This window comes from Ruegeria sp. CF8, from assembly GCF_056537285.1.
Map to the genome: position 1 here is coordinate 32044 of NZ_JBQFRG010000009.1, position 25902 is coordinate 57945.

Consider the following 25902-nt stretch of genomic DNA (forward strand, 5'->3'; position numbering starts at 1 on the left):
TCCGGCCCTCCTTATTCAGCCGGGACCGCGACGGTCAGGCTGGCCTCTTTGGCCGGCGCTTTCCGCACAGTCATCCACAGGTTGTAGCACATGATGACCGAGCCAGCGACGAACAGGACACCGCCCAGCGCGCGCACCACATACATCGGGAATTTGGCAGCCACGGTGTCGGCGAACGAGTTCACCAGGAAGCCGTTGGCATCCACTTCACGCCACATCAGGCCTTCCATGATACCGGTGACCCACATCGACGCGGCGTAAAGCACGATGCCGATGGTGGCGAGCCAGAAGTGCCAGCTGACCATCTGCAGCGAGTACAGACGCTCGCGCTTCCACAGGACAGGCACCAGGAAGTACAGCGCACCAAAGGTGATCATGCCGTTCCAGCCCAGCGCGCCCGAGTGCACGTGACCAATTGTCCAGTCGGTGTAGTGGCTCAGCGAGTTCACCGCGCGGATCGACATCATCGGGCCTTCAAAGGTGGACATGCCGTAGAAGCCAACCGAGATCACCATCATCCGGATCACAGGGTCGGTGCGCAATTTGTCCCATGCGCCCGACAGGGTCATTAGACCATTGATCATACCACCCCAAGACGGCATCCACAGGATCACCGAGAACACCATGCCCAGCGTCGAAGCCCAGTCAGGCAGCGCGGTATAGTGCAGGTGGTGCGGACCGGCCCAGATATACAGGAAGATCAGTGCCCAGAAGTGGATGATCGACAGCTTGTACGAGAAGACCGGACGCTCGGCCTGTTTCGGGATGAAGTAGTACATCATGCCCAGGAAGCCCGCTGTCAGGAAGAAGCCCACGGCGTTGTGGCCGTACCACCATTGGATCATGGCGTCTTGAACACCCGACCAGACGATGACCGACTTCGAACCCCAGATGCTGACCGGAATGGTCATGTTGTTGACCAGGTGCAGCATGGCGACGGTCACGATGAACGCCAGATAGAACCAGTTGGCCACATAGATGTGGGGTTCTTTCCGCTTGATGATCGTGCCCAGATAGACCGCCAGATAGGCAACCCAAACAACGGTCAACCACAGGTCGACGTACCACTCAGGCTCTGCATATTCCTTGGACTGTGTACCGCCCAGAATATAGCCGGTCGCGGCAAGTACGATGAACAGCTGATAGCCCCAGAACACGAACCATGCGAGGTTTCCGCCCCACAGGCGCGCGGCGCTGGTGCGCTGCACCACGTAGAACGACGTTGCGATCAGCGCGTTACCGCCAAATGCAAAAATCACTGCCGAGGTGTGCAGCGGACGCAAACGTCCAAAGTTCAAATACCCTTGCGCCCACTCGAAGTTGAGCACCGGAAACGCCAGCTGGAACGCAATAAAGGTTCCTGCCAGGAACCCTACCACACCCCAAAAGGCGGTTGCGATCACGCCGTAGCGGATCACGTCATCCATGTATTCGCCCGAGCGATCGACAAGAATATCTGGCTCTTCCGTGTTTCGAAGCGTCCAGATGAACAATCCACCGGCGATAAGCATCACCAGAATCGCATGCACCTGATACGCCAAATCGCGTGCATAATTTGATCCGATGGCGGCAAACACCACGACCAGACCAAGCACGATCAGCTTGATGTAATTCGACATATTGCGTCCCTTTGCCGTGCCCCGCGCGTTATTGATTCTTTTGACACGCGAAACCTATTTGACTGGCTGCCGTTCTGAAGCACGACAGCCGCTATTGCTTTGATCTGTATCAAGACAGTTCAGCGTTTTCTGTGACACGCATTGAGGATGAAAGAGGCCAACCGGTCGCATGAGACCATATGCCCGAACTAAGAGGTCGAAATGGCGTACAAATCCCTTCTCACTGTCATGACCGAAACGCAGACAGCTCAGACCGCACTGGCGCAGATGGTGGCGCTGGCGGATGCGCAGGATGCCCATGCCGAAGCGCTGTGCCTTGGTGTCGATCGCAGCCAGACCGGTTACTACTACGCCGGTGCCAACGCGCTGATCGTTCAGGAAACACTCAGCCGGGCCAATGCCGAGGCGCAAGAGTTGCTGACATTTGCCCAAGACTATCTGGGGAAGTCCGGCGTTCGCTGGTCTGCCGAACATGGTGTGGCGCAGATTGCAGACATCGGGCGTCATGTTGCACATCGGGCGCGGTTTTCGGATCTGGTGATCTTGCCGCATCCTTACGGCAAAGACCGTGGGGCCGAGGCCGAGCCGATTATTGAAGCGGCTATGTTCGAAGGCCATTGCCCAGTTCTGGTGGTTCCTGATGACGCCGCACCCCTGAAAGCGCCGCGTAATGTCATGATAGCCTGGAACGAAAGCGTCGAGGCGATGTGTGCGATCCGGCGCGCTCTGCCCTTCCTGAAAAAGGCGGAACTGGCCCGCATCGTGGTTATCGATCCACCCCGTCACGGCCCTGACCGGTCGGATCCGGGTGGTATGCTGTCTCAGATGTTGGCCCGACACGGGGTCAAATGCGAGATTGACGTGCTGAGCAAGACCATGACGCGCGTTTCGGACATTCTGAACCGCCATGCATCAGATACGGAATCGGACATGATCGTGATGGGCGCCTATGGGCATTCGCGCTTCCGCGAGGCCATACTCGGCGGGGCGACCCGCAATATGCTGGAACAGTCTTCCGTTCCAGTATTTCTGGCGCATTGATCATTATCTCAAAAGAAAAGAAGCCGCCCGAAACGGCGGCTTTTTCATGCTTTGCGGATAAGGCCGATCACGAACAGCAAAATCACGGCCCCCACGGTCGCGAAGAAGATCGATGACAAGACCCCTCCGCCCACCGAAAAGCCAAGCGCGGGGAAAATCATACCCGCCAAAAACGCCCCGACGATTCCGACGATGATGTTACCCACAAGGCCAAATCCGCGGCCTTCCATGATCTTGCCTGACAGCCACCCGGCGATTGCGCCGATGAAAAGCATTGCCAGGACACTGCCGAAAACCATGTTAAGCTCCTGATTTGTTTCTAGCCGCAATCAAAAGATCGCGGTCACAGTGTTGCGGCGCAAAGACCGGGATCAGACCAAAAAGCCGCCGTCCGAATCGTCACCGGCCTCTTCCATCAGACGACCCATGTCTGGAATGGTCACGTGGCGTTTGCCTTCCAGCGTGATCACACCGTCCTTTTTCAAGGCCGAGATCTGGCGGCTGACGGTTTCAAGCGTCAGACCCAGATAGTCCGCCATGGCCTCGCGTGTCAGCGGCAGGTCAAACACAATTGGCCCCGCCAGACCTTTCTGGCTGATAGACGCATCCCTGCGTGCGATGATCGACAATAGGCTGGCGATCTTTTCCCGTGCAGTCTTGCGTCCAAGCACCAGCATCCATTCGCGGGCAGCGTCAAGCTCGTCCAGAGTCATCTGCAACAGACGATGCGCGATATGCGGCGTTGTCGCCATCAATTCCTCGAAGGGCTTCTTGCGGAAGCAGCACATGACGACATCCGTGGTCGCCTGCACATCGTAGGGCGCAGCCTCACGCCCGGGGCGGCCGACAAAGTCACTGGGCAGCAGCAAACCCACCATCTGGGTTCGACCGTCTTCCATTGTCTGCGTCAATGACGCGATCCCGGCCACGACCGAGCCTACAAAATTCATCTGATCGCCGGACCAGATGATCGTTTGTCCCGCCTCGAAGCTGCGGTAATACTTAATGCTTTCAAGCTCTTCCAGCTCATCGGCATCGCAACGGGCGCAGACCGCCCGGTGTCGAATCGGGCAGTCTTCGCAATTGGAATGATCAAACTGTGCTTTTACTGTCATGCGCGTTCCTACTTGATCTCCATCAAAGCAGCCAAGTTGTCGGTGCCATAAGGGTATCGCCATGATAGTGAAACCACAATTGGCAAAGCTTGGACTTTTTGACGCGAAAGTACCGCGTTACACAAGCTACCCCACCGCCCCCCACTTTAGCAATGATGTGGGAGCAGACATGTTTGGCAACTGGATTTCGGGGATCAAACCCGGCAGTGCCATTTCCTTGTACATCCATGTTCCGTTCTGCCGCAGGCTGTGTTGGTTCTGTGCCTGCCGGACACAAGGAACTCAAACCGACAACCCGGTTATTGCTTATGTGGACGTTCTGAAGGCCGAGTTGGACCTGCTTGCAGCCCGCCTGCCCGAGGGTGTGGTGTTGTCGCGTCTGCATTGGGGTGGTGGCACGCCGACCTTGCTGAACGCGCAGCTAATGCGCGAATTGGCGCAGCATATTCTGGGTATCGTACCCATGGGATCTGATGCCGAATTTTCGGTCGAGATTGACCCGAACGAAATTGACGAAGCCCGTCTGGATGCGTTGGCGGACGCAGGTATGAACCGTGCCTCGGTCGGGGTTCAGGATTTCGACGACGAAATTCAGAAAACCATCGGTCGAATTCAAAGCTACGACACCACCCGCGACGCCATCGACATGATCCGCGAACGAGGTATTACCAGCCTGAACGCAGATATCCTTTATGGCCTGCCGCATCAGACAAAGGCCCGGATGACCGAAAGCGTGCAGAAGCTGCTTTCGCTCAGCCCGGATCGCGTGGCGTTGTATGGCTACGCGCATGTGCCCTGGATGGCGAAGCGCCAACAGATGATCCCGTCCGACGCGCTTCCCACGCCGGAACAACGGCTCGAGCTGTTCGATACCGCCCGCCGCCTGTTCCTGTGGGACAACTACGCCGAAATTGGCATCGACCATTTCGCTACACAGGATGACGGGCTCACCAATGCCTTGCGCGCGGGGCGCTTGAAGCGGAACTTCCAGGGATACACCGACGATCAGGCAGACGTTCTGATCGGGGTCGGGGCCAGTTCGATCTCGCGCTTTCCACAAGGCTACGCGCAGAACGCTTCGGCCACCTCGGCCCATACCAAAGCCGTCCGTGACGGACAGTTTTCAACCGCCCGTGGACATCTGTTCAAAGGTCAGGACATTCTGCGCGCACGTCTGATCGAAGCGCTGATGTGTGATTTCCAGATCAACAGCGCCGAAATCCTGCGCGACCATGACATCTCGGCCGCCGCGCTGAATGAGATGTATCACTCCGCCAACGCCGATTTCGACGGGCTTCTGCGGATCACCGATGACGGACTTTTCATCCCGCCCGAAGCGCGCGCGCTAACCCGGATGATCGCCCGCAGTTTTGACGTTTATGACCTGAGCAAAGCCGGGCACAGCTCGGCAATCTGACCTCTTTGCTGCGGGCAATTTCTGGCCCGCAGACCACAAAACGCAACGGGGGCTTGACGCACACCTGCGGTTTTTCCCACACTCGTGCTGTGGGGTGAAGTTTCGCCCTGCACCCTGAGGCGGGCAAAATACAGACAGTCCTTGCCGACGCAAAAGCGGCGGATGCCCCTTTCGTGCAGCCATTCTGCAACCTGAAAGAGGGACAACACTCATGCGCGTCTTCACCGTCCTCGGGCCCAGCCAATCGGGCAAATCTACCCTGGTCGAGGCCATCAGCCGCCTCGACGGGCGCCCCACAACATTCGATGTTTCCGGAACCGTGCATTTGCACGGTTTTTCTTACCTGGACGAGCCCTGGTGCGCGATCGACGTGGATGGCGGCGGCGATGCACTGGCCTATGTCGGGCCTGCAATGGCCATATCGGACGCCGCCGTGGTGGTCGTGCCACCCGACCCGAATGCCGCCGTTCTGTGCGCGCCCTACCTGCGGCTGGTCGAAGAAGCGGGCATCCCCTGTTTCCTTTTCATCAACCGGATGGATAACCCCAATGGCCGCATCCGCGATATCATCGCAGCCCTGCAAACATACTGCACCCATCATATCGCCTTGCGCCAGGTTCCGATCCGCGAAGGAGACACGATCATCGGCGCAGTTGATCTGATTTCAGAGCGCGCATGGAAGTATCAGGAAGGCCAGCCCTCGGCCCTGATCGAACTGCCGCAATCCGTAGAAGACCGAGAACAGGAAGCCCGAACTGAGTTGCTGGAAACCCTGTCGGATTTCGACGACCATCTGTTGGAACAGCTGATAGAAGACAAACAGCCGCCCAGCGACGAGGTTTATGATCTGGCCGCTCAGGTCCTGCAAAACCATCAGTTGATCCCAGCTTGTCTGGGGGCTGCAAGCCATGGCAACGGGCTGACTCGCCTGATGAAAGCACTGCGACACGAAGCGCCTGAATTTGATATCGCCGCCGGACGCGACGAGGCTGCAGACAGTGCCCGAGCCATTGCTGGTTTTGCAGATGTCAAAAAACACATCGGAAAGATCGTCGTTCTGCGCGGCCTCGGAGGCGGTGTACAAGCACATGAGGCTTTGGGCGGTGAAACCGTAGGAAACCTGACAACGCTGGATGCCAAAACTCAAATCTCCACACTGGAAGCCGGGCAGATTGGGCTTGCGGTAAAATCCGATCACCTCAACCCCGGCTATATCTACGACAGCAATTCAGCGACGGAGCTGCCGGAATGGGCGGCTTCGCATCCGGTCGCACATCGTCAGATCGTCTCACCCGCGCATGAGCGGGACGATGTGCGCCTGTCCAATGCGCTAAGCCGTCTGGCCGAAATCGACCCCGGCTTGCACCTGCAACAGGATGAACTGAGCGGCCATTCGATCCTTGGATCGCAAGGCCCGCAACATATGCGTCGCGTGACCGCCAAGCTCGCTGAGGATTTTGGGATCGAGATAGAAGCGGATCAGGTCGAAACCGCCTATCGCGAGACCATCCGCGCGCCCGTCGAACATCGCCATCGTCATCGCAAACAATCCGGTGGGGCCGGACAGTTCGCGGATGTGGTGATCTCGGTCGCTCCCCTGCCTCGCGGGTCGGGGTTCCAGTTCGAAGAGGTTGTCAAAGGCGGCGCTGTGCCCAAGAACTATATTCCGTCGGTGGAACACGGTGCCAAGGACGCGCTGGAACAAGGCCCCGAAGGATTTCCCGTGGTCGACGTCAAAGTGACCCTGAGCGACGGTAAACACCACAACGTGGACAGTTCGGACTATGCGTTCCGCACCGCAGGCAAGAACGCGGTACGCGAAGCGCTGACTCAGGCCAAACCGGTGGTTCTGCAACCGATTCTGACCGCAGAGATTCACCTGCCTTCCGATTTTGTTGGCGACCTCGTGCCAACAATCAGTTCGCTGCAAGGGCAGGTTCTGGGATTTGAGGGCAACCCAAACGCGTCAGGGTGGGAGATCTTCAACGCCCAGATCCCCGCCGTGACCGAGGATGAACTGCACCGCACCCTTGCCAGTGCCACGCGCGGAACCGGATGGGTCAAGCTGACCTTTGATCACTACGAAGAACTGAGCGGGCCAGTGCCGAAGGCGGCGACCAAAGAAAAGGCAAGCGCGTGATGGCCTGAGGAAGGCGGGCTGGTCTCAGCCCGCCGCTGCGATCAACTCGCGCGTATAATCGGTCTGGGCGTTTTCGAACAAAGCCTCGGCCGCACCCATTTCCACGACGTACCCATTTCGCATGACGATTACGTTGTGCGACATGGCCCGTACGACTTTCAGGTCATGGCTGATGAACAGGTAAGCCAGACCATATTTCTTCTGCAGATCACGCAGCAGATCAACGATCTGAACCTGAACCGTCATGTCCAACGCGCTGGTCGGTTCGTCCAACACCAGCAGTTTGGGCCGCAAAACCATCGCGCGGGCAATTGCGATACGCTGGCGCTGTCCGCCTGAGAACTCATGCGGGTACCGGTCCATCGCGGCGGGATCCAACCCCACTTCGGTCATTACCTCAGCAACCAGCTCACGCGGGGCGCGGTGAGGGTCAATGTTGTGAATGGCCAGACCTTCCGCAATGATCTGCTGACAGGTCATGCGCGGGCTGAGGCTGCCGAACGGGTCCTGAAACACGATCTGCATATCCTTGCGCAACCTGCGCAATTCGCGGGTAGACCATCTTCGCACATCCTGATCGCGGAAGGTGATGCCGCCTTCGGACGCAATGAGGCGCATGATCGCCAGCGCCAGCGTGGTCTTACCCGAGCCGCTTTCGCCGACGATGCCCAAAGTCTCACCCGCGCGCACGCTGAGCGTGGCGTCATTCACCGCCTTCACATAGCCAACAGTACGCTTCAGAAATCCGCGCTGGATTGGGAACCAGACCTTCAGGTGATCGGTGCGCGCGACCTCTTCCGCGTCTGAGGCAACCGGTTCGGGCTGACCCGAAGGTTCGGCGGCCAAAAGTTTCCGGGTATAGGGATGCTGTGGGTTGTCAAAGATGTCCTGCGTGACACCGGTTTCGACAATCTCACCATCCTTCATCACACAAACACGGTCGGCAATCCGGCGTACGATTCCCAGATCATGGGTGATGAACAGCATCCCCATATTCTCGGATTTCTGCAATTCGGCCAGCAATTCGAGTATCTGCGCCTGAATGGTCACGTCCAACGCCGTTGTCGGTTCGTCGGCTATCAGGATGTCCGGCTTGTTGGCCAGCGCCATTGCGATCATCACCCGCTGCCGTTGCCCACCAGACAATTGGTGCGGATAACTGTCCAACCTGTCTTCGGGGTCGCGGATACCAACCTTGGTCAGCAGCTCCAAAATCCGCCCCCGTGCAGCCTCACCGGTCACGCCCTGATGCAGCGCCAGCGATTCCGCCATTTGCTTCTGAATCGTGTGCAGCGGGTTCAACGAGGTCATCGGCTCCTGAAAGATGAAGCTGATGTCATTGCCACGCACATCCATAAGATGCTGCTCGGACGCACCAATCATCTCTTGCCCATCATAGGTCACAGACCCTTCGACCATTGCGCTGTCACCCAGCAGTGACACTGTCGACAAAGCCGTCACGGATTTCCCTGACCCGGATTCGCCCACCAACGCAACGGTTTCACCCCGATCTACCGTGAAGGAAACGCCTTTGACAGCTGCGCTGACCTGACCGTCCTGCCGAAACGAGACCTTGAGGTTGTTCACATCCAGCAAGCTCATGAGAAGGTCTTTCTAGGATCAAACGCATCCCGCACACCTTCGAAAATGAAGACCAGCAGCGATAGCATTATGGCAAAGGTGAAAAAGGCTGTGAAAGCCAGCCACGGGGCTTGCAGGTTCTGTTTTGCCTGCAAGGTCAGCTCTCCCAAAGACGGTGCGGAAGATGGCAAACCAAAGCCCAGATAATCCAGCGAAGCCAGGCCGCCGATGGTTCCTGTGACAATGAACGGCATGAACGTCAGGGTAGCCACCATTGCGTTAGGTAACATGTGACGGAACATGATGGTCATGTTGCCCACGCCCAGTGCCCGCGCAGCGCGCACATATTCAAGGTTTCGCGCGCGTAGAAACTCCGCGCGCACCACGCCGACCAACCCGGTCCAACTGAACAGGATCATCAACGCGACCAGCAACCAGAAACTTCGGCCCAGAACCGCGAACATGATGATGATCACATACAGCGACGGGGTTGCTGACCAGATCTCGATGATCCGCTGAAAGATCAGATCCAGCCAACCGCCGAAGAACCCTTGAATGGCACCAGCGAAAATGCCGATCAGGCTGGCGGCACCAGTCACAAGCAGAGTGAACAGGATCGACAGGCGAAACCCATATATCACGCGCGCCAGCACATCGCGTTTGGTGTCATCCGTGCCCAACAGGTTCTGACCGTTGGGCGGTAAGGGCGCGGCCCCTGGTCGGTCTACCGACGTATTGAAGGAGTATGGGATCAACGGCCAAAGCGCCCAGCCACGCTCGAACCCTTCCGCCTGGAAAGTCCCGGCGTCGATTTGTTCGATGATACCTTCGGGGTCGTCGAAACACTCTTCCAGTCCGCCGCTATCGATCAGGCATTGAACTTCGGGGTCGCGGTAAATGGCTTCAGTCTGGAAATCGCCACCAAATTCGGTTTCCGCGTAAAAGTTGAAGATCGGCGTATAGAAATCACCCCGGTACTTCACGAGGATGGGTTTGTCATTTGCGATGAACTCGGCGCACAAGGACAAACCAAACAACACCGAAAAGATGATCAGCGACCAGAACGCGCGCCTGTTGCGGCAGAAATTGCTCCAGCGGCGCTGGTTCAGAGGGGAGAGTGCCATTTACCCCTCCCGCTTTTCGAAATCGATGCGTGGATCGACCAGCACATACATCAGATCGCTGATGATCCCGACAACCAGCCCCATCAGCCCGAAGATGAACAAGGTGCCAAAAATCACCGGATAATCCCGCGCCACTGCAGCCTCGAACCCCAGACGACCCAGACCGTCCAGCGAGAAGATGGTCTCGATAATGATCGAACCACCGAAAAACACGCCGATAAACACCGCCGGGAACCCGGCAATTACGATAAGCATCGCGTTTCGAAAGACATGGCCATAAAGCACCTTACGTTCGCTCAGACCTTTAGCACGGGCCGTCATGACATATTGCTTTTTGATTTCATCCAGAAACGAGTTCTTGGTCAGCAGCGTAAGCGTCGCAAAGGCCGAGATCGTGAGCGCAATTGTCGGCAGAGCAATGTGCCAGAAGTAATCTGCAACCTTGCCGAACAGGCTCAGGCTCTCCCAGTTGTCCGAGGTCAGACCGCGCAGCGGGAAGATCTGCCAGTAAGACCCACCCGCGAATAGCACCAGCAGAAGGATCGCAAACAGAAAGCCCGGGATCGCATAGGCCACGATGATCGCCCCGCTGGTCCAGGTATCGAACTGTGATCCATCTTTTATCGCTTTGCGAATACCAAGAGGGATCGACACCAAATAGGCAATCAGGGTCGACCACAGGCCCAATGAGATTGAAACCGGCATCTTTTCAAGCACCAGATCAATCACGCTAATCGAACGGAAATAGCTCTGCCCGAAATCCAGGGTCAGATAGTTGCCCATCATGATGAGGAAACGTTCCAGAGGCGGTTTGTCGAATCCGAATTCTTTCTCAAGTTCAGCAATAAATTCGGGCGGCAGGCCGCGTGCGCCGACATATTTATCGTCGAAAACACCACCTGCGGGTTCAGAACCGGCGCCAGCATCGCCCCCACCCGCAAATCCGGCAAAAACGTCCCCCTGACCTTCGATCTGCGCGATGATCTGTTCGACCGGTCCACCCGGCACGAATTGTACCAGCGTGAAGTTGACGATCATGATGCCCAAAAGGGTCGGAATGATCAGCAACAAGCGTCTTAAAATATAGGCGCCCATGTTATCGCAGTGCGCCTTTCGCTTTCAACGCAGCCTCTTTTTCCGGATTGATCCACCACAAATCCAGATGACCCAGTGAATAGGGCGGCAGGTTTTCGGGGTATTCGTACATATCGTAGTATGCCGTCCAGTAATCAGCGATGAATCCCACGGGGACCACGAAGAACTCGTAACGCAAGGCGCGATCAAGCGCCGTCAGTGCTGTGTCCTGGTCCGCCTGATTGTCGGTTTCGAAAGATGCTTCGATGATTGCATCTACTAAGGGGCTGGCCAACCCGGCTGGATTAAAGAGGCTGAATGCAGCTTCTTCCGATCCATACATCTGGCTTAACCCTCCGCCAGTGGACAGGAATGACCCGTAGCGTGTGGAATAGACCATATCATAGTCCCGCTCGCGGCTGCGAAGGGTGTACTGCGCCGGGTCAACCTTTTCAGCCGAAGCGTCCACACCAATAGACTGCAAGTTCTGAACATAGGTTTCGATCATGGTGGCAGTCGATGTCGGCAGGTTTGAAGGATAGGGGATATTCACCTTCAATGTCTGCCCCTCGGCATTGCGCCGCACATTGCCATCACCAACAGGCCAACCGGCCTCGTCCAGTATTTTCGCCGCTTTGCGTAGATTTCTCCTATCGTTCAGACGCGCAGGGTTTGACTCGTGCGCCAAAACAGCAGGTTCTGTCAGAAGGTCAGCAGGTACGACGTCACCCAACGCTTGCAAAAACGCTAGTTCATCACCTTCAGGCAGACCTTTTGCCTCAAGCGGGGTACCCTGAATAAAGGAATTGCGTGGCGCATTCAGCCCGAACAGCAAAGACTCGTTTGCCCATTCGAAATTAAAGGCTAAGGCAAGGGCTTTGCGTACGTTCTTGTCTGCAAATTGCGGTTTTCCCAGATTGAAAACAAAACCCGACGGGGTCGGCGGGCTGCCATCCACGATTTCATCGCGAACGACCACGCCTTCGCTCAGCTTCGGGAAATCATAGCCCGTCGCCCAAAGCTTGGGATCGCTTTCGATACGCAGCGTGTACTCACCGGCTTTGAAACCTTCGAACGCCGCGGTCTGATCAGCAAAATACTCGACGCGGATTGTGTCGAAATTGTTCCGACCAACATTGTACGGCAGATCCTTGCCCCAATAATCATCACGGCGCTTGTAGACGATCCGACGATTGATGTCGTAGCTATCAAGCTTATACGGACCTGATCCAACCGCTACTTCCAGGCGCGGTTCATCCAAACGCCTGGACTCATCCGCTTCGAACCATGCCTTGGAAAATACAGGGGTCGCGCCGACTGTTTCTATCAGGCTGCGGCGGGTTACTTCGGGATTAAACGAGAACTTGACCGTATGTTCATCCAGCGCTTCCGCCCCTGTCACCATACGACCCACAGCCTGCGCGTACGACGGCAAGCCCTGTTCGATGAACAGGCGATGGCTATAGACGACATCTTCCGCGGTTACCGGAGTGCCATCCCAAAAGGTTGCTTCGGGTCGCAGGTGAAAGATGACGAAGTTGCGCCCTTCGTCATACTCCAGACTTTCTGCCAAAACTCCGTAATATTGCCCGACACTGTCATCTGCACTATCAAATAGGCGATCATATTGCAGTGTCGTCAATGCGCCGGCGCGCCCCTTTCGCGAATAGGGGTTGAGAGAATCGAACGTGCCCGAGGCCGCCAAAGAAAGCTCGCCGCCTTTGGGAGCTTCCGGGTTCACGTAATTCAGATGCGTGTAGTCAGCGGGATAATCCAGATTGCCGAAATAGGAGTACCCATGACTGCTAGTGACACCCTCATCCAAAGCCTGAACGACTTGCGGAGCGATCAAAGCCGTGCACAGCCCCAATATGCTAGCCCAAGGCCGTAATTTAAGATCACGTGCAGCAGGCGTCAGGGATATCATGTGGCTCGTCCTCTCGGTCAGTGTCTTCACCAATGTCGTAACCGCTAGCTAAAGTGCCAACGCTAACAGTTTCAAGTTTAGAATGCGTGAGCGCTTTGTGAAGTTTCCTTCAGACAAAAAAAGCCGCTGCACAGGGCAGCGGCCTTGGAAATCTTTGATCTGACGGGCAATCAGTTGCCGATTGTCTGCAGGTAGGCAATCACATCTGCGCGATCTTGCGGCTTTTTCAGACCCGCAAAGCTCATCGATGTGCCCGAGATGTAAGCGCTTGGGCGTTCCAGGAAGGCATCCAGAGCTTCAGGCGTCCAGTTGCCGCCATGCGCCTGCATGCTGGCCGAGTAACCTGTGAACCCTTTCGCCGAAGCAACCGGACGGTTCACAATGGCATAGAGGTAAGGGCCAGTGCCGTTAGCGCCGTCTTCCAGCTTGTGGCAGGCAGTGCATTTGCGGAACACTCTTGCACCTTTTTCGACGTCAGCGGCGGCCAGCATGTCTTCGAAGACCACTTCTTCGCCATCAGCGCTTTCGCCCGAGCTTTCGGTTTCGATAATGTAGGCGGCCTCAGCGTGGCCGTGGCCACCGGAATAATAGAGGACATCCGCCCCCCATTTGGCCAGAAGCAGCACCAGGAAAGTGCCGAACAGGCCTGCGGCGGCCTTGGTAACTGTCATCGTGTCGAACATTGATCGCGTGTCCATTTCAGCTGTCTGGGCTGCTGTCTAAGGCTTCCCCTTGCGAGAGGCAAGGTATAGACACCGCGACGAAACGACCAAATCGCGAACTTGTTGCATGGAATCGACCAAATGACCAATCGCATTGCATTTCAAGGTGAGCCGGGCGCCTATAGCCACGAAGCCTGCCGCAACGCTCGGCCCGAAATGGAGGCTCTACCCTGCCGTACTTTCGAAGATGTGATCGAATCGGTTCGTTCGGGTGCGGCGGATCTGGCGATGCTGCCGGTTGAAAACACGACCTACGGACGAGTCGCCGATATTCACCGGCTGTTGCCTCATAGTGGCTTGCATATCATCGACGAAGCATTTGTGCGGGTACATATCAACCTGTTGGGCGTCCCCGGCGCAAAACTGGAAGACATTACCGAGGCACATTCCCATCTGGTGCTGCTGCCGCAATGCGCGGGGTTCCTGAAACAGCACGACATTCGCGGACGTGTCAGCCCCGACAACGCCCGCGCGGCGCGCGAAGTGGCCGAGGTGGGCGACCTACATTCTGCTGCGCTGGCCAGCGAACTGGCTGGTGAGATCTACAACCTGAATGTGCTGGCCCGCAATATCGAAGACAATGACGACAACACGACCCGTTTCCTTGTGATGTCGCGTCAGGCCGATCTGTCGCGTCGCGGCGAACATGGCATGATCACCAGTTTTGTTTTTCAGGTCCGCAACATCCCAGCTGCGCTGTATAAGGCGATGGGCGGCTTTGCCACCAACGGGATCAACATGACCAAGTTGGAAAGCTACATGGTTGATGGATCATTCACTGCGACTCAGTTTTATGCTGATATCGTTGGTCACCCGGATGACCGGAACGTTCGATTGGCAATGGACGAGTTGGAACACTTCACAACCAACGTGGAAATCTTAGGCGTCTATCCGGCAGCGCAACCGCGCGGCTAGATTATTCTTCCTTCGACTTGGCGAATTCAGATTGGCGCGCGTTGCTGCGCCTAGCCACGTAGCAAGCGATCATCACGCTTATGCACGTGGGCGTTCGACTTGGCAAACTGCATCTTCTGCTCAATCGCGTTATGAAACAGCGCAACAGCGTTTTTCTACGCACCGTGCAGATGCCGCTGCTCCAACTCGCGTGCAAAGTCACTTAACCGGGATTGCAACTGTTTGCGGAACCGGGATTGGCCCAGTTTCACCGATTGCAGCAACAGACGCGCAGGCAGGGTTTTGGCCGCCAGTGACATCTCAAGGCTCAGCCGTGTTCTGCGCGGCGACAGGGCCAGAAAATCAACACTGGTCAGACCGGTCATGCCCTTGCTGGAAGCTTCGAATCGCATTTGCGAAGGCCGGTCAAAATCCGTCATCACCACCGACATTTGGCGCAGCTTGCCGCGCAGCTTGAACTCTGTCTGCCACTCAGTCCCGGCAACAAAGACCGCTTCGGACCCCAAGCGCCGTACGTCGATTCCCCGGCGCATGGCCATACGTTCGAACCGTCCGAAATCCGACACCATGTCGAACACTGCGTTAATGGGGGCTTCGATATCCTCACGGGCTGAAAACTGCATGATACCCTTTGATGTTTATGGCCGCGCCAATATTTCGTCAGTCCAACGTATCCGCAAGCCAGTTCTCAAGCAGAAAATGTGCAATTGCACCCTTGCGGGCGGGCAAAAGGCTTGGATGATCCCCGGCAAATGCCTGCATCATCTCGGATTTGCTGACCCACATCGCCTCTTCAATCTCAACGGGATCAATCACGATGTCACGCGCCAGTGCCTCGCCCGCGCAGCCAAACATCAGCGAAGCCGGGAATGGCCAGGGTTGACTGGACAGATAGGATACGTCCCCGACCGGAACGCCCGCCTCTTCCATCACCTCGCGGCGCACGGCAGCTTCCAGCGTTTCTCCGGGTTCGACAAATCCCGCCAATAGCGAATACATCCCCTCGGGCCAGCCCGGAGACCGACCCATCAGCACGCTGTCCCCATATGTGATCAGCATGATCACCACCGGGTCGGTGCGCGGGAAATGTTGCCCACCGCATGACGGGCAACTGCGTTGCCAACCGCCCTGAGACATCTGGCTGGCAGCCCCACAGCGCGCGCAAAACCGATGAGTTTCGTGCCAGCCGATAACGGCTTTGGCCGTTGCCGCCAATTCGGCATCGCGCGGCGATAATCGCGTCATGATCCGGCGCAATTCGGCAAACACGTATCCCTCTGGCAAATCAGGGTGCTGCTGCTCGGACTTGTCCACGAACTCTCCCAAACCGGTCAGGTCCAGACCTTCTGCCGTCCAGGCCGAAATATCCACCGCAAACAAAGGCGCGTCTTCGGCTGACAGGCCCAAAAAAACAGGAGCTTCAATAACCCCACCAGGTCCCGCACCGACCAGCGGGTGCGTCATCGGAAGCAAAGCAAGCTGATCCAGCCCTTGGCCCATAACCAGAACTTTCCCGCGCCAGATCATCATGCACCGCGCCGCCGGGTGGCGTTGCGCCGCTGTCAAAGCTTCGGCATTCCCGCGCGTATGGGCCGCTCGGTTCAGGCCCGAGCCGCCAAAGGTCACCTGCTCAGCGTTTTTCATTGGAATTCCTTTTGGTCCCTGGCACAGGGCTGCCATGTCTCAGACCGTGTTGCAATGGCAATTCAAACACGCACAACACGCATATCTGCCGCTGAAAAGCCGCATGGCGGCCCCGGAAAAATCATTTAGGTTACGCTTTGTAAGATTTAATCAATAACCCTATTCAAAAGCAGACCATTCAAAGTGAAGCAAAACCCTTCGACGCAGGTGTCCTCCGAAAAAAACCGTGGGCATGTGCGTATTCTGGCAACAACCGACCTGCATATGAACCTGACAGGTTTTGACTATTACACCGATACTCCTGACCCGACGCTAGGATTGACGCGCACCGCCAGCCTGATCCGCAAAACCCGCCAAGAAGCAAGTGATGCGTTGGTTCTGTTGGTAGACAACGGAGATGCATTTCAGGGAACGCCGTTGGGCGAATGGGCGGCCCAGAACGACATGCCGCACCCAATAATGCAAGCCTTTGCGGCGCTGGAGTACGACGCCATAGGTCTCGGCAACCATGATTTTGGTTTTGGGCTGCCGGTATTGGACAATATCATCTCGCAAGCCCCTTGCCCTGTCCTGTGCAGCAACCTGCATCGATCGGGTGGCCTGCAAGCATGGCAGAGATTTGCGATACTGGACCGCACCGTGCCTTTGGGTGGCAAAGATATGCCCCTTCGCATCGGCTTGATATCCGTTCTTCCGCCTCAAACCACCCGCTGGGAAGAGCATCACCTGAACGGAGAGGTCACAGCCGAAGACATCCTGTCCTCGGCACGCGACCTGTCAAAACGACTGCGCGCTGAAGGATGTGACCTTATCGTTGCTCTGGCGCATTCCGGCCTGGGCCAAACAGAGCCGGTGGAAGGGATGGAGAATGCCATAATTCCCTTGGCCGCCATCGACGGAATCGATGCCATTGTCGCCGGGCATACGCATCTGACCCTTCCGAGTCGCACCGATACCAACGCCCAATATCTCGATCACGCAAACGGGCTGGTGCATGAAACCCCGGTTGTCATGGCCGGGTCGGCCGGATCTTATCTTGGTGTCATCGATCTTGTTATTTCTCCGCAACCGAATGGCCGATTAAACATTGAAGAATGTCGCGTGGACCTGCGCCCGGTTTGCGCGAGCGGAATCGCGGTCGAGGAAGACCAGGATATAGTGCGTCTGTTCGCCGACGCCCATCGTCAAACACGTAACGCGGTCGCCAAACCCGTCGCGCTCGTACCAGAGACCATGCACAGCTATTTCAGCTTTTGCGCACCGGATCGCGGCTTGGCCCTGGTCGCTGCGGCACAGGCTGCCGCTTTGCGTCCATACCTGCAAGGGTCGGCGTTGGGCGAGTTGCCGCTGTTGTCAGCCGTGGCGCCCGGGAAAAGCGGTGGGCGAGCTGGCCCTCGGCATTATACAGATGTCCCGGCGGGGGAAATATGCCTGCGTCACGTTGCGGACCTGTATCCGTTTCCCAATGAACTGCGCGCATTACAGATCAACGGTGCCGACGTGCTGGATTGGCTGGAAATGTCGGCAAGCGTGTTCAACCAGCTTTCACCAGATACAGAAGCGGATCTCATCAACCCTGAACGTGCCGGTTACAATTTCGACGTTATCTTCGGCCTGTCCTACCAAATCGATCCATCGCAACCTGCACGCTTTGACAGTGACGGTCGGCTCATAGACCCTGACAACAGACGAATCTACAACCTGACAATCGGTGGCCAACCTATTCAGCCCGCACAAAGGTTTGTCCTGGCCAGCAACAATTACCGCGCCAGTGGAGGCGGACATTTTCCTGCCGCCTCTGCCGCCCAACGCATCAACCTACCGCCGCTCGATATCAAGGACCTGTTGCGGGATTACCTGTCGCATCGCCTTCCCCCCGATCCCATAGCGCGGCTCCCCTATCCGTTTACTCTGACAGCTCAAACGGGTGTAAATGCCTTGCTGCGAACAGGTCCCGGTGCCCTTGAACACATGGATGAGCTGCGCATGTTCAACGCCCAATTGCTAAGTCCCGATGACGCCGGATTCGAGCGTATCCGCCTCACGTTCTGACGGGTTGTCTTTTGCCCTCGCCTTCCCTATATCCAGAGTCGAGAGGTTGGCGCGGGCGAGCGCCTCGCCAACCTGGTCAGGTCCGGAAGGAAGCAGCCACAACGAGCCCCGCTTGGGTCGATGTCCAACCTCTCACTTTCCCACTTTGTACGTAACGGGTGATATTCAGTGTCACCCCAAGCTCGTTCAGGCGTCGATAAAGCGTGACCAGAGGGCCGCGTTGCATCGGGAAAAAGCGCCAATATGCCCAACCTCAGACAACCCGAAATCAGCCGGTTTCAGCAGGTGTCGTTTCGCTTTGGGTCCATAGAGATCAGCAAGCCGCCATACCGCCTTGGGCGGTACCATCTGATCATCTTCAAAGGTAAAAAGATCCACCGGTTTTTCAGCTTCTGTCCACCGCGCAGCAGGTAGCCCAGCCCCGATCTCGGGCAAGTAGCTCGAAGGTGCGGTGCACCATTTGCGCCATTGCCAGTAGACCGAGGCCGGCAAATCCGCCCCAAAGCCGATTGCCTTTCCGGGCAAATAACCAAGCGCTTTGACCAACAATGGCGCATGCCCATACCAGAAGACCCCGGCCAACCCACGGTAAGGCCAAGGGTGATCGTTCAGGGTCACAAGCCCAGAACACACACAAATCATCCGGTCGATTTTGTCGATATCGGGCTGTACGGGTCCCAGCATGGCACCTACAGAATGACCGATCGTCCATTGTTGCGCATCGGGAAAACGCCTGCGCATTTCCGCCCGCGCCGCTGGCATGTCGATCAACGCCCAATCCGCCATTGTCGCACCCGCATCCTTCATGCGGCCATTCAAAGAGTGCCCGAAATCCCGGTAATCATAGGTTAGGCATGCCATACCGCGCTCGGCGGCCAGCCAACGCGCGAAGTGGCGATAATAGTCGCGTGGCACGCCTGTGGCACTGTTCAGCACAACCACTGTGCTGGGTTCAGACAAAGGTCGGTACAGGCGTGCTGAAAGGGTTGATGACCCGGACGGAAAGAGGAACTCTTCGGTCAAAACCGTCTGCTCTGTATCCAACATGATCCCTGACCCTGCGCTGATAAAACGGCTGGCTTACCTTCAATGACGGAAACTCTACGCGGGAAGTTTTCACCCATCCAGCATGACCAAACGTCGGGGCCAAAGATCCGCTTGACTCGGAACTGGGTCAGACGCTAGCGATTGTGTGATGGTTCCTGCCCCCCACAAGGGGTCGGGATGAAAAGGGAACACGGTGCGGTTCCGTCTGGTCATCCGGACGCTAACCAATTCCGCGACTGCCCCCGCAACTGTAAGCGGTGAGCAATGCCGAAACGCCACTGGCCCCAAGGGCTGGGAAGGTCGGCAAAGCAATGACCCGCAAGTCAGGAGACCTGCCATCGGAACTGAAACCGAAACTCGGGCGGGGTGTCCGGGCAGGTCCTGACTGCACTTTGCCGTCCCACCTGACCCGATCCTTCTGTCCACCACGCGCGGAGGGCGCAGGATGATCTGGAAGACAAAGACGCATGAATACAGCGCAACGGTATGTCAGCGGACAGGTAAAACCTGCCCCGCCCTGGCGCGGTTGGCGCGCTCGATCTCGGAGGCCATGACACAGGCTTCGGCTGCCACTGGCGACGACTTCGAGTTTGACGGCAGTAGTGAGCTTTCACATTGCGCCGAAGGGTGCCAGGCAATTTTCCAGGCGCAATCAGACGGTGTTCGCGTGTTTTGTGACACGCAACCCGACGCAGCGATTGACGACCTGAACCTCTATGCCGATCTGATTTTTGGAAACACGTTCCGCACCCTGCCATCCGGCATCATTGCAAACCCACCCTGCGCGATGATCGAGGTTGCAACGCTACGGCCCCGGAAAACCGTACACGCACCCGAACAGCTTTCGGCCTGAGGTCACACCACCTGCGCCGGGGAAACCCGGGCCGCCCAAGCCAGCTGCGCGTCTGTTTCCACGGCACAGGGGCGCAGCGACCGCAAACGCTCCAGCGCCTTGTCCGCCCGTTCGCCGCACTCGACCATCAGACGCAGGACAACCATCCCCGACCTGCCGCAGCCGCCCCGACAATGCACCAATACCCGACCTCCGCCAGCCAGAGCGTGCCGGGCGGCGGCGCTGACATCTGGCCACGCCTCTTCAACCGCCGCAGTGGGTGCGCCAAAGTCCTCGATCGGCAGATGAACCCACCGGCTGGCCCGGCTTTGGATATCGCTGCCAAAATCCTGCGCCCCGTGCTGAAGCATCTCGACATCCGTCGTCATTGAAATAACCAGCCCCGGCTTCCACGCGGCAATCGTGTCCAGATCCGTCTCATAATCCCCGCCACGTCCGGGTATCGACGTCAGGGCCAGCGTTCCTCCTGCGACTTGCAGGGCATAGATAACCAGCTGCGACATGAACGTGTGTCCTCCACCAGGAACTCTTTACAAATATGAGTCTTAAATTTTGTTGGAAAAGCTTAGTGCGAATCCGGTCGGAATCTAAATCAAAAATCATCGCGCCTCGCGGTGGACGCGGAAGGCGACGGCCACTACGCTGAGCCGAAGTACCGAATCCGACCGAGAAAACATGACCGACACGCCCAGCCCCGCCTATCAGGTTCTCGCCCGCAAATATCGCCCGGAAACCTTTGCCGATCTGGTGGGTCAGGATGCCATGGTGCGCACCCTGAAAAACGCGTTCGAAGCGGACCGGATTGCGCAGGCTTTCATCATGACCGGCATTCGCGGCACCGGCAAAACAACCACCGCGCGGATCATCGCCAAGGGTATGAACTGCATCGGCCCCGACGGCAATGGCGGCCCGACGACCGAGCCTTGCGGGCAATGCGAACATTGCGTGGCGATCATGGAAGGCCGCCACGTCGACGTGATGGAGATGGACGCCGCCAGCCGAACCGGCGTGAATGACATTCGCGAAATAATCGACAGTGTCCGCTATCGCGCCGCCAGCGCGCGTTACAAGATCTACATCATCGACGAGGTCCACATGCTCTCGACCAGCGCCTTCAACGCGCTGCTCAAGACGCTCGAGGAACCGCCTGAACATGTGAAGTTCATCTTCGCTACCACCGAGATTCGTAAAGTGCCGGTCACGGTTCTGTCCCGCTGTCAGCGCTTCGACCTGCGCCGGATCGAGCCCGAGGATATGATCGGGCTTCTAAAAAAGATCGCAACCGCCGAAAGTGCCCAAATCGCCGAAGACGCGCTGGCGCTGATCACACGTGCCGCAGAAGGATCGGCACGGGATGCAACTTCGCTGCTGGATCAGGCGATTTCGCACGGGGCGGGCGAAACGACTGCCGATCAGGTCCGCGCGATGCTGGGCCTTGCGGACCGTGGCCGCGTTCTGGACCTGATGGACATGATCCTGCGTGGCGATGCCGCGGGTGCGCTGATGGAGCTGAGCAGTCAATACGCAGAAGGCGCAGACCCTTTGGCCGTCTTGCGCGATCTGGCTGAAATTACCCATTGGGTATCCGTCGTCAAAATTACGCCCGACGCTGCCGAAGACCCAACCGTTTCCCCGGATGAACGGACCCGTGGTCAGCAAATGGCCGAAGCGCTGCCGATGCGCGTCCTGACCCGGATGTGGCAAATGTTGCTCAAAGCGCTCGAAGAAGTCTCGGCCGCACCAAACGCGATGATGGCTGCCGAGATGGCCGTTATCCGCCTGACCCACGTGGCCGATTTGCCCAGCCCTGAAGAACTGATCAAACGGCTGCAGGACACTCCAACGCCGCCAACCGGTGGGCCAAATGGCGGCGCTTCTATGTCCCGGCAGGGTGCAATGCCAGCGCAGGCCAGCGCGGCCCCGGCGCCTTCCTACGTTTCGCCCCCTCGCGGCCAAAGCGGCGCGCCGGTTGCTGCATTGGCCCAGGATGTGCAGACGGCCCTCGCCCGGTACCCGACTTTTGATCACGTGGTCGAACTGATCCGTGCCAACCGTGACGTAAAACTGCTGGTCGAAGTGGAAAACGGCGTGCGGCTTGTGTCTTACCAACCTGGTCGGATCGAGTTCACCCCCGCCGCGCAGGCCCCGACAGATCTTGCACCACGCCTGGGTTCGGCCCTGCAACGCTGGACCGGCAATAGGTGGGCCGTTTCGATTGTCTCGGACGGCGACGCCGCAACGATAGCGGAAATTCGGGACAAGGCAGAACTGGCTTTGAAAGCCGAAGCAGAAAAACACCCACTGGTTCAGGCTGTACTGGCTCAATTTCCCAAGGCCAGGATCACAAAGATCGAGACGCCGGAACAGCGCGCCGCCCAAGTCGAGACCGAGGCACTGCCCGAAGTCGAGGACGAGTGGGACCCGTTCGAAGAGGATTGAGCCGGTGACGTGCCCATTGAGGTTACGGTGATCACCCGATTCCAACACGTGTGTCGCAGCAAAGCCGCTGCGGCAAACCCGATCCTTGCCTTCACATAACGCACAGACTTCCGCTACGCGACAATGAGAAACGTCTTTCCAAAGACCTCACCGTCAGACCCGAGAACCCTTGTGCCACGCGGCTGTGGCCCGTATTTAGAACCCAAGCAGAGATACAGGAGAATACAATGCTGAAAGGACTCGGCGGGCTTGGCGGTCTGGGCGACATGGCCAAGATGATGAAATCCGCGCAGGACCTGCAAACCAAGATGACCGAAATGCAGGAAGAACTGAACAACATCATGGTTGTCGGTGAATCCGGGGCTGGTCTGGTCAAGGCGACTGCGACCGCCAAGGGCGAACTGAAAGGTCTGGATATTGATCCGTCGATCTTCAACGGTGACGACAAGGAAGTGGTCGAAGATCTGATCCTGGCGGCCATCAAGGATGCACAAACCAAAGCCGCTGAACGTTCGCAGGAAGAAATGGCCAAACTGACCGAAAGCATGGGCTTGCCCGCAGACATCAAGCTGCCGTTCTGAGCTTCATCTTTTTAAAAATACTCCCGCCGGAGGCTCCCTCCGGCGCAAGACAGGGCAGGCCATGAGTTCGAACAGCGACATCGACAACCTGATCGACCTGATGGCCAAACTGCCCGGCCTCGGCCCGCGTTCGGCCCGGCGCGCTGTGTTGCACCTGATCCGAAAACGCGCTTTGCTGCTGACACCCTTGTCTGATGCCATGCAGCAGGTCGCCGTGACCGCCCGCGAATGCCTGAATTGCGGCAACGTGGGCACCACCGATATCTGTGACATCTGCAATTCCGAAGACCGCGCAACCGGAGAGTTGTGCGTGGTCGAAGACGTAGCCGACCTCTGGGCGATGGAACGCGCGGGCGTCTTCAAAGGCCGCTATCACGTTCTGGGCGGCACGTTGTCGGCGCTGGACGGAGTTGGCCCGGACGAATTGCGCATCCCCCGCCTCAAGGACCGAGTGATGGCCGAGGGGATTAGCGAGATCATTCTTGCCCTGAATGCCACCGTCGATGGCCAGACCACGGCGCATTACATCGCCGATCAGTTGGAAGGACAGGTTCGCCTGACCTCACTGGCGCAGGGCGTGCCGATTGGCGGAGAGCTGGATTATCTGGATGACGGCACAATTACTGCCGCGCTCAGGGCGCGAAAGGAAATATAGCGGACCTTAAAGGACCAGGGCGATAACTCCGCTATCGCCCCAACGCTTTTCAAAACATCCTCGCGGGCTTCAGGTGTAGGCCCCAGACGAGTAGGTCAGCTCATACGAGTGGCTGTAGAGTTCGAATACGATGCCAAAGGGGTCTTCAACATAGACCATGCGGTAAGGCTTTTCTCCGGGATAGTAGTGCCGGATCGGCATCCGCTGTTTTCCACCAGCCTGGACAATCTTTTCGACCAGACCTTCGACGTCAGGGTCCTGAATGCAAAAGTGAAACGTTCCATTTCTGCGGAAATCGATGTTGTTTTCGGGCGCGTAGTTCCCGTCAAACTCGAAGAGTTCAATTCCAATCCGGTCCGCTGTCGCGAGATGTGCGATACGCAGTTTCCTCCAGTCCGGGCCGAAAACATCCGTGCACATAACGCCAATGTCCGAGTCATCCTCGACCACGTCCGTGGGCGGCATGATGACATAAAACCCCAAGACCTCGGAATAGAACTTTACGGCTTCGTCCACGTTGGGAACAGACAACCCGATATGTGAAAAGGTCCTTGGAAACTGAGACATAGAATGCTCCTTAATCTGCTGAGACGTACAACTATTGGTCAGCGACCGGTTTTCAAGTTGCTTCCCAAGCCATCATAGCAGGGTTCACCCTCGCACATGGGTCATGATCCGGAGTCAAAAAGGTCGCTAAAAAGTAAAAGGGCCTTTGCCTTCTGCGCGCGCGTAGTAGAATGCTTCAGACTTGATCCCTTTGATTGGAATACGTTATGACCCGCCTCCTCGCCCTCACCTTCGCCTCCTTCACTGCAACCGCCGCCCTGTCGCAGGATCTTGTGGACAAAGGCTTTGTCGAAGGCTGGAACATCATGATGGACCCCGCGCTTGGCAACGGCTGTCTAATCCAGACGGTGTATCAGGATCTTTCGGTGGTCCGGCTGGGTTACGACGCCTTGGACAATCGCGGTTATTTCGCAGTCTACAACAAGGCATGGGGCGACATTAAACAGGGTGAGAGCTATCCGATCCGGTTTGATCTGGACGGCAAAAGCTATGATGCGACAGCGATTGGGTTCAATGAACGGGACGTACCAGGCGCGACTGTCTTCTTCACCGACAGAAGCTTCGTCAATGCAATCGCTCAGAACAAGACAATGACCGTCTACAATCCGGCTGGTGAGGTCGTCATGGCCATCGACCTCAAAGGCACCGCCAAAGCACTGGACTATGCCCGCGATTGCCAGAACAAAAAGCTTTAACGAATCGGATCGAACAGCGCGTCCTTGGCGGTGCAGTCGCGGATCACGTCGCGGCCACAAGGCACGGGGTCAAGGTCGCGTGACAGGCACAGGCGGACTTCTTCGATATAGCCTTGTTTGCATGTTACGGTGATCATATCGCGCTCTAGCTTTGGATTGGCCTTGAGAAACGCTTCTTCAACCACTTCGGCGGGTAACTTCACGGATGCGTCCAGCTTGCGGAAGACCTTCGGGCGTTCGACCGTGTCATAGGTGCGCCGGGACAGCGCAAAATAGTCGGCTGCCGACAGCCCGGAACAGGTGCCATGTTTCTTCCACTGGTGCCAGGCCAAGCCTGCACTGCCCTGAATATCTTCCATTTCGCGTGTCATGCGTCGGGTCGGCGGTGCTTCGGGCGTTCTGCAATAAGATGGCCAGCCCTGATGGAACTGTGGCCAAAGGCCATGCAGAATCCAGCCATGATCATGCCGCGCATCGCACTGGTCGGACCCGCGCGCGTCGCCTTCGCGGGCACACCAGTTGGGCGACCAGCTGAGCGAAAGAACATAGTAATCGAACTCTCCGGCCTTTTCGCCTTCGGCCAGCGCATCAACCGTGCTGAAGACCCACAACAGCAGTCCCAATATAGCTTGGCGCATTCGCCTCTTCCCTTCTTGCCGTGCCGCGACTATATAGGCCCCAAGTTCCCCGACAA

The 25902-nt window shown here is 57.3% G+C and carries 24 protein-coding genes, 1 other RNA gene and 1 riboswitch; of the genes, 11 read left to right on the forward strand and 14 right to left on the reverse strand.

Annotated features, from left to right (window positions below; genetic code table 11):
- Positions 1-11: 11 nt before the first annotated feature.
- Complete coding sequence (gene ccoN / locus ACR0EV_RS18480) at positions 12-1619, reverse strand: cytochrome-c oxidase, cbb3-type subunit I (protein WP_171095983.1); 1608 nt, start codon at positions 1617-1619, stop codon at positions 12-14.
- Between the two features lie 201 nt (positions 1620-1820).
- On the opposite strand from ccoN, the gene ACR0EV_RS18485 reads away from it, so the two are divergent.
- Entirely contained in the window at positions 1821-2660 is an 840-nt protein-coding gene (locus tag ACR0EV_RS18485) for a universal stress protein (RefSeq protein ID WP_480801449.1), read from the forward strand.
- 44 nt (positions 2661-2704) lie between these two features.
- Here the strand turns inward: ACR0EV_RS18485 and ACR0EV_RS18490 are convergent, their stop codons facing one another.
- A complete protein-coding gene (locus tag ACR0EV_RS18490) occupies positions 2705-2959 on the reverse strand; it encodes a GlsB/YeaQ/YmgE family stress response membrane protein (protein ID WP_480801450.1) in 255 nt (84 codons plus the stop codon).
- A gap of 72 nt (positions 2960-3031) precedes the next feature.
- The gene (fnrL, locus tag ACR0EV_RS18495) at positions 3032-3775 is read right to left on the reverse strand and encodes a transcriptional regulator FnrL (RefSeq protein WP_480801451.1); all 744 of its coding nucleotides are present in this window, start codon (positions 3773-3775) and stop codon (positions 3032-3034) included.
- A 61-nt stretch (positions 3776-3836) separates the two neighbouring features.
- Between fnrL and hemN the strand changes: the two genes are divergently transcribed.
- Together hemN and ACR0EV_RS18505 are read left to right on the forward strand one after the other, a co-directional pair.
- A complete protein-coding gene (hemN, locus tag ACR0EV_RS18500; RefSeq protein ID WP_480801452.1) occupies positions 3837-5192 on the forward strand; it encodes an oxygen-independent coproporphyrinogen III oxidase in 1356 nt (451 codons plus the stop codon).
- Positions 5193-5403: 211 nt separating this feature from the next.
- Positions 5404-7332 carry an elongation factor G gene (locus ACR0EV_RS18505; RefSeq protein ID WP_480801453.1) on the forward strand — a complete coding sequence of 643 codons (1929 nt, stop codon included), beginning with the start codon at positions 5404-5406 and terminating at the stop codon, positions 7330-7332.
- A 24-nt stretch (positions 7333-7356) separates the two neighbouring features.
- Here ACR0EV_RS18505 and ACR0EV_RS18510 read toward each other — a convergent pair whose 3' ends face one another.
- The 5 genes from ACR0EV_RS18510 to ACR0EV_RS18530 form a co-directional block, all read right to left on the reverse strand.
- Positions 7357-8934: an ABC transporter ATP-binding protein gene (locus tag ACR0EV_RS18510; protein WP_480801454.1), complete on the reverse strand. Its 1578-nt coding sequence runs from the start codon at positions 8932-8934 to the stop codon at positions 7357-7359.
- Positions 8931-10037: an ABC transporter permease gene (locus tag ACR0EV_RS18515; protein ID WP_171095968.1), complete on the reverse strand. Its 1107-nt coding sequence runs from the start codon at positions 10035-10037 to the stop codon at positions 8931-8933. The genes ACR0EV_RS18510 and ACR0EV_RS18515 overlap by 4 nt, the downstream gene beginning before the upstream one ends.
- Positions 10038-11132 (reverse strand): microcin C ABC transporter permease YejB, encoded by a 1095-nt coding sequence (locus tag ACR0EV_RS18520; RefSeq protein WP_480801455.1) that lies wholly within the window; start codon positions 11130-11132, stop codon positions 10038-10040.
- Position 11133: 1 nt separating this feature from the next.
- Positions 11134-13038 (reverse strand): extracellular solute-binding protein, encoded by a 1905-nt coding sequence (locus ACR0EV_RS18525; protein WP_480801456.1) that lies wholly within the window; start codon positions 13036-13038, stop codon positions 11134-11136.
- A 170-nt stretch (positions 13039-13208) separates the two neighbouring features.
- Positions 13209-13721, reverse strand: a complete 513-nt coding sequence (locus tag ACR0EV_RS18530; protein WP_480801585.1) for a c-type cytochrome — start codon at positions 13719-13721, stop codon at positions 13209-13211.
- A 120-nt stretch (positions 13722-13841) separates the two neighbouring features.
- Between ACR0EV_RS18530 and ACR0EV_RS18535 the strand changes: the two genes are divergently transcribed.
- On the forward strand, positions 13842-14675 hold the full coding sequence (locus tag ACR0EV_RS18535; RefSeq protein WP_480801457.1) for a prephenate dehydratase: 834 nt from the start codon (positions 13842-13844) through the stop codon (positions 14673-14675).
- A 155-nt stretch (positions 14676-14830) separates the two neighbouring features.
- Here ACR0EV_RS18535 and ACR0EV_RS18540 read toward each other — a convergent pair whose 3' ends face one another.
- Together ACR0EV_RS18540 and nudC are read right to left on the reverse strand one after the other, a co-directional pair.
- Positions 14831-15298: an SRPBCC family protein gene (locus tag ACR0EV_RS18540; RefSeq protein ID WP_480801458.1), complete on the reverse strand. Its 468-nt coding sequence runs from the start codon at positions 15296-15298 to the stop codon at positions 14831-14833.
- 37 nt (positions 15299-15335) lie between these two features.
- Positions 15336-16319, reverse strand: coding sequence for an NAD(+) diphosphatase (gene nudC, locus ACR0EV_RS18545; RefSeq protein WP_480801459.1), 984 nt, complete (start codon positions 16317-16319; stop codon positions 15336-15338).
- 183 nt (positions 16320-16502) lie between these two features.
- Between nudC and ACR0EV_RS18550 the strand changes: the two genes are divergently transcribed.
- Positions 16503-18371 (forward strand): bifunctional 2',3'-cyclic-nucleotide 2'-phosphodiesterase/3'-nucleotidase, encoded by a 1869-nt coding sequence (locus tag ACR0EV_RS18550; RefSeq protein ID WP_480801460.1) that lies wholly within the window; start codon positions 16503-16505, stop codon positions 18369-18371.
- Between the two features lie 39 nt (positions 18372-18410).
- Positions 18411-18509: signal recognition particle sRNA small type (gene ffs / locus ACR0EV_RS18555), an RNA gene on the forward strand.
- A 48-nt stretch (positions 18510-18557) separates the two neighbouring features.
- Here ffs and ACR0EV_RS18560 read toward each other — a convergent pair.
- Positions 18558-19418: an alpha/beta hydrolase family protein gene (locus tag ACR0EV_RS18560; protein ID WP_480801461.1), complete on the reverse strand. Its 861-nt coding sequence runs from the start codon at positions 19416-19418 to the stop codon at positions 18558-18560.
- A 133-nt stretch (positions 19419-19551) separates the two neighbouring features.
- Positions 19552-19772, forward strand: a riboswitch (cobalamin riboswitch).
- A gap of 91 nt (positions 19773-19863) precedes the next feature.
- Here ACR0EV_RS18560 and ACR0EV_RS18565 point away from each other — a divergent pair.
- Positions 19864-20271, forward strand: a complete 408-nt coding sequence (locus ACR0EV_RS18565) for a hypothetical protein (RefSeq protein WP_480801462.1) — start codon at positions 19864-19866, stop codon at positions 20269-20271.
- Positions 20272-20273: 2 nt separating this feature from the next.
- Here ACR0EV_RS18565 and ACR0EV_RS18570 read toward each other — a convergent pair whose 3' ends face one another.
- Positions 20274-20774 (reverse strand): protein-tyrosine phosphatase family protein, encoded by a 501-nt coding sequence (locus ACR0EV_RS18570; RefSeq protein WP_480801463.1) that lies wholly within the window; start codon positions 20772-20774, stop codon positions 20274-20276.
- Positions 20775-20946: 172 nt separating this feature from the next.
- Here ACR0EV_RS18570 and ACR0EV_RS18575 point away from each other — a divergent pair, with 172 nt between their 5' ends.
- The 3 genes from ACR0EV_RS18575 (at position 20947) to recR (ending at position 23946) form a co-directional block, all read left to right on the forward strand.
- Complete coding sequence (locus ACR0EV_RS18575) at positions 20947-22710, forward strand: DNA polymerase III subunit gamma/tau (RefSeq protein WP_480801464.1); 1764 nt, start codon at positions 20947-20949, stop codon at positions 22708-22710.
- Positions 22711-22937: 227 nt separating this feature from the next.
- Positions 22938-23291 (forward strand): YbaB/EbfC family nucleoid-associated protein, encoded by a 354-nt coding sequence (locus ACR0EV_RS18580; RefSeq protein ID WP_480801465.1) that lies wholly within the window; start codon positions 22938-22940, stop codon positions 23289-23291.
- Positions 23292-23352: 61 nt separating this feature from the next.
- Positions 23353-23946 (forward strand): recombination mediator RecR, encoded by a 594-nt coding sequence (recR, locus tag ACR0EV_RS18585; RefSeq protein WP_480801466.1) that lies wholly within the window; start codon positions 23353-23355, stop codon positions 23944-23946.
- A gap of 69 nt (positions 23947-24015) precedes the next feature.
- Here recR and ACR0EV_RS18590 read toward each other — a convergent pair whose 3' ends face one another.
- A complete protein-coding gene (locus ACR0EV_RS18590; protein WP_480801467.1) occupies positions 24016-24513 on the reverse strand; it encodes a lactoylglutathione lyase family protein in 498 nt (165 codons plus the stop codon).
- 206 nt (positions 24514-24719) lie between these two features.
- Here ACR0EV_RS18590 and ACR0EV_RS18595 point away from each other — a divergent pair, with 206 nt between their 5' ends.
- Positions 24720-25208 carry a hypothetical protein gene (locus ACR0EV_RS18595; protein ID WP_480801468.1) on the forward strand — a complete coding sequence of 163 codons (489 nt, stop codon included), beginning with the start codon at positions 24720-24722 and terminating at the stop codon, positions 25206-25208.
- Here the strand turns inward: ACR0EV_RS18595 and ACR0EV_RS18600 are convergent.
- Positions 25205-25846 (reverse strand): ribonuclease T2 family protein, encoded by a 642-nt coding sequence (locus tag ACR0EV_RS18600; RefSeq protein ID WP_480801469.1) that lies wholly within the window; start codon positions 25844-25846, stop codon positions 25205-25207. The genes ACR0EV_RS18595 and ACR0EV_RS18600 overlap by 4 nt on opposite strands.
- Positions 25847-25902: the final 56 nt, after the last annotated feature.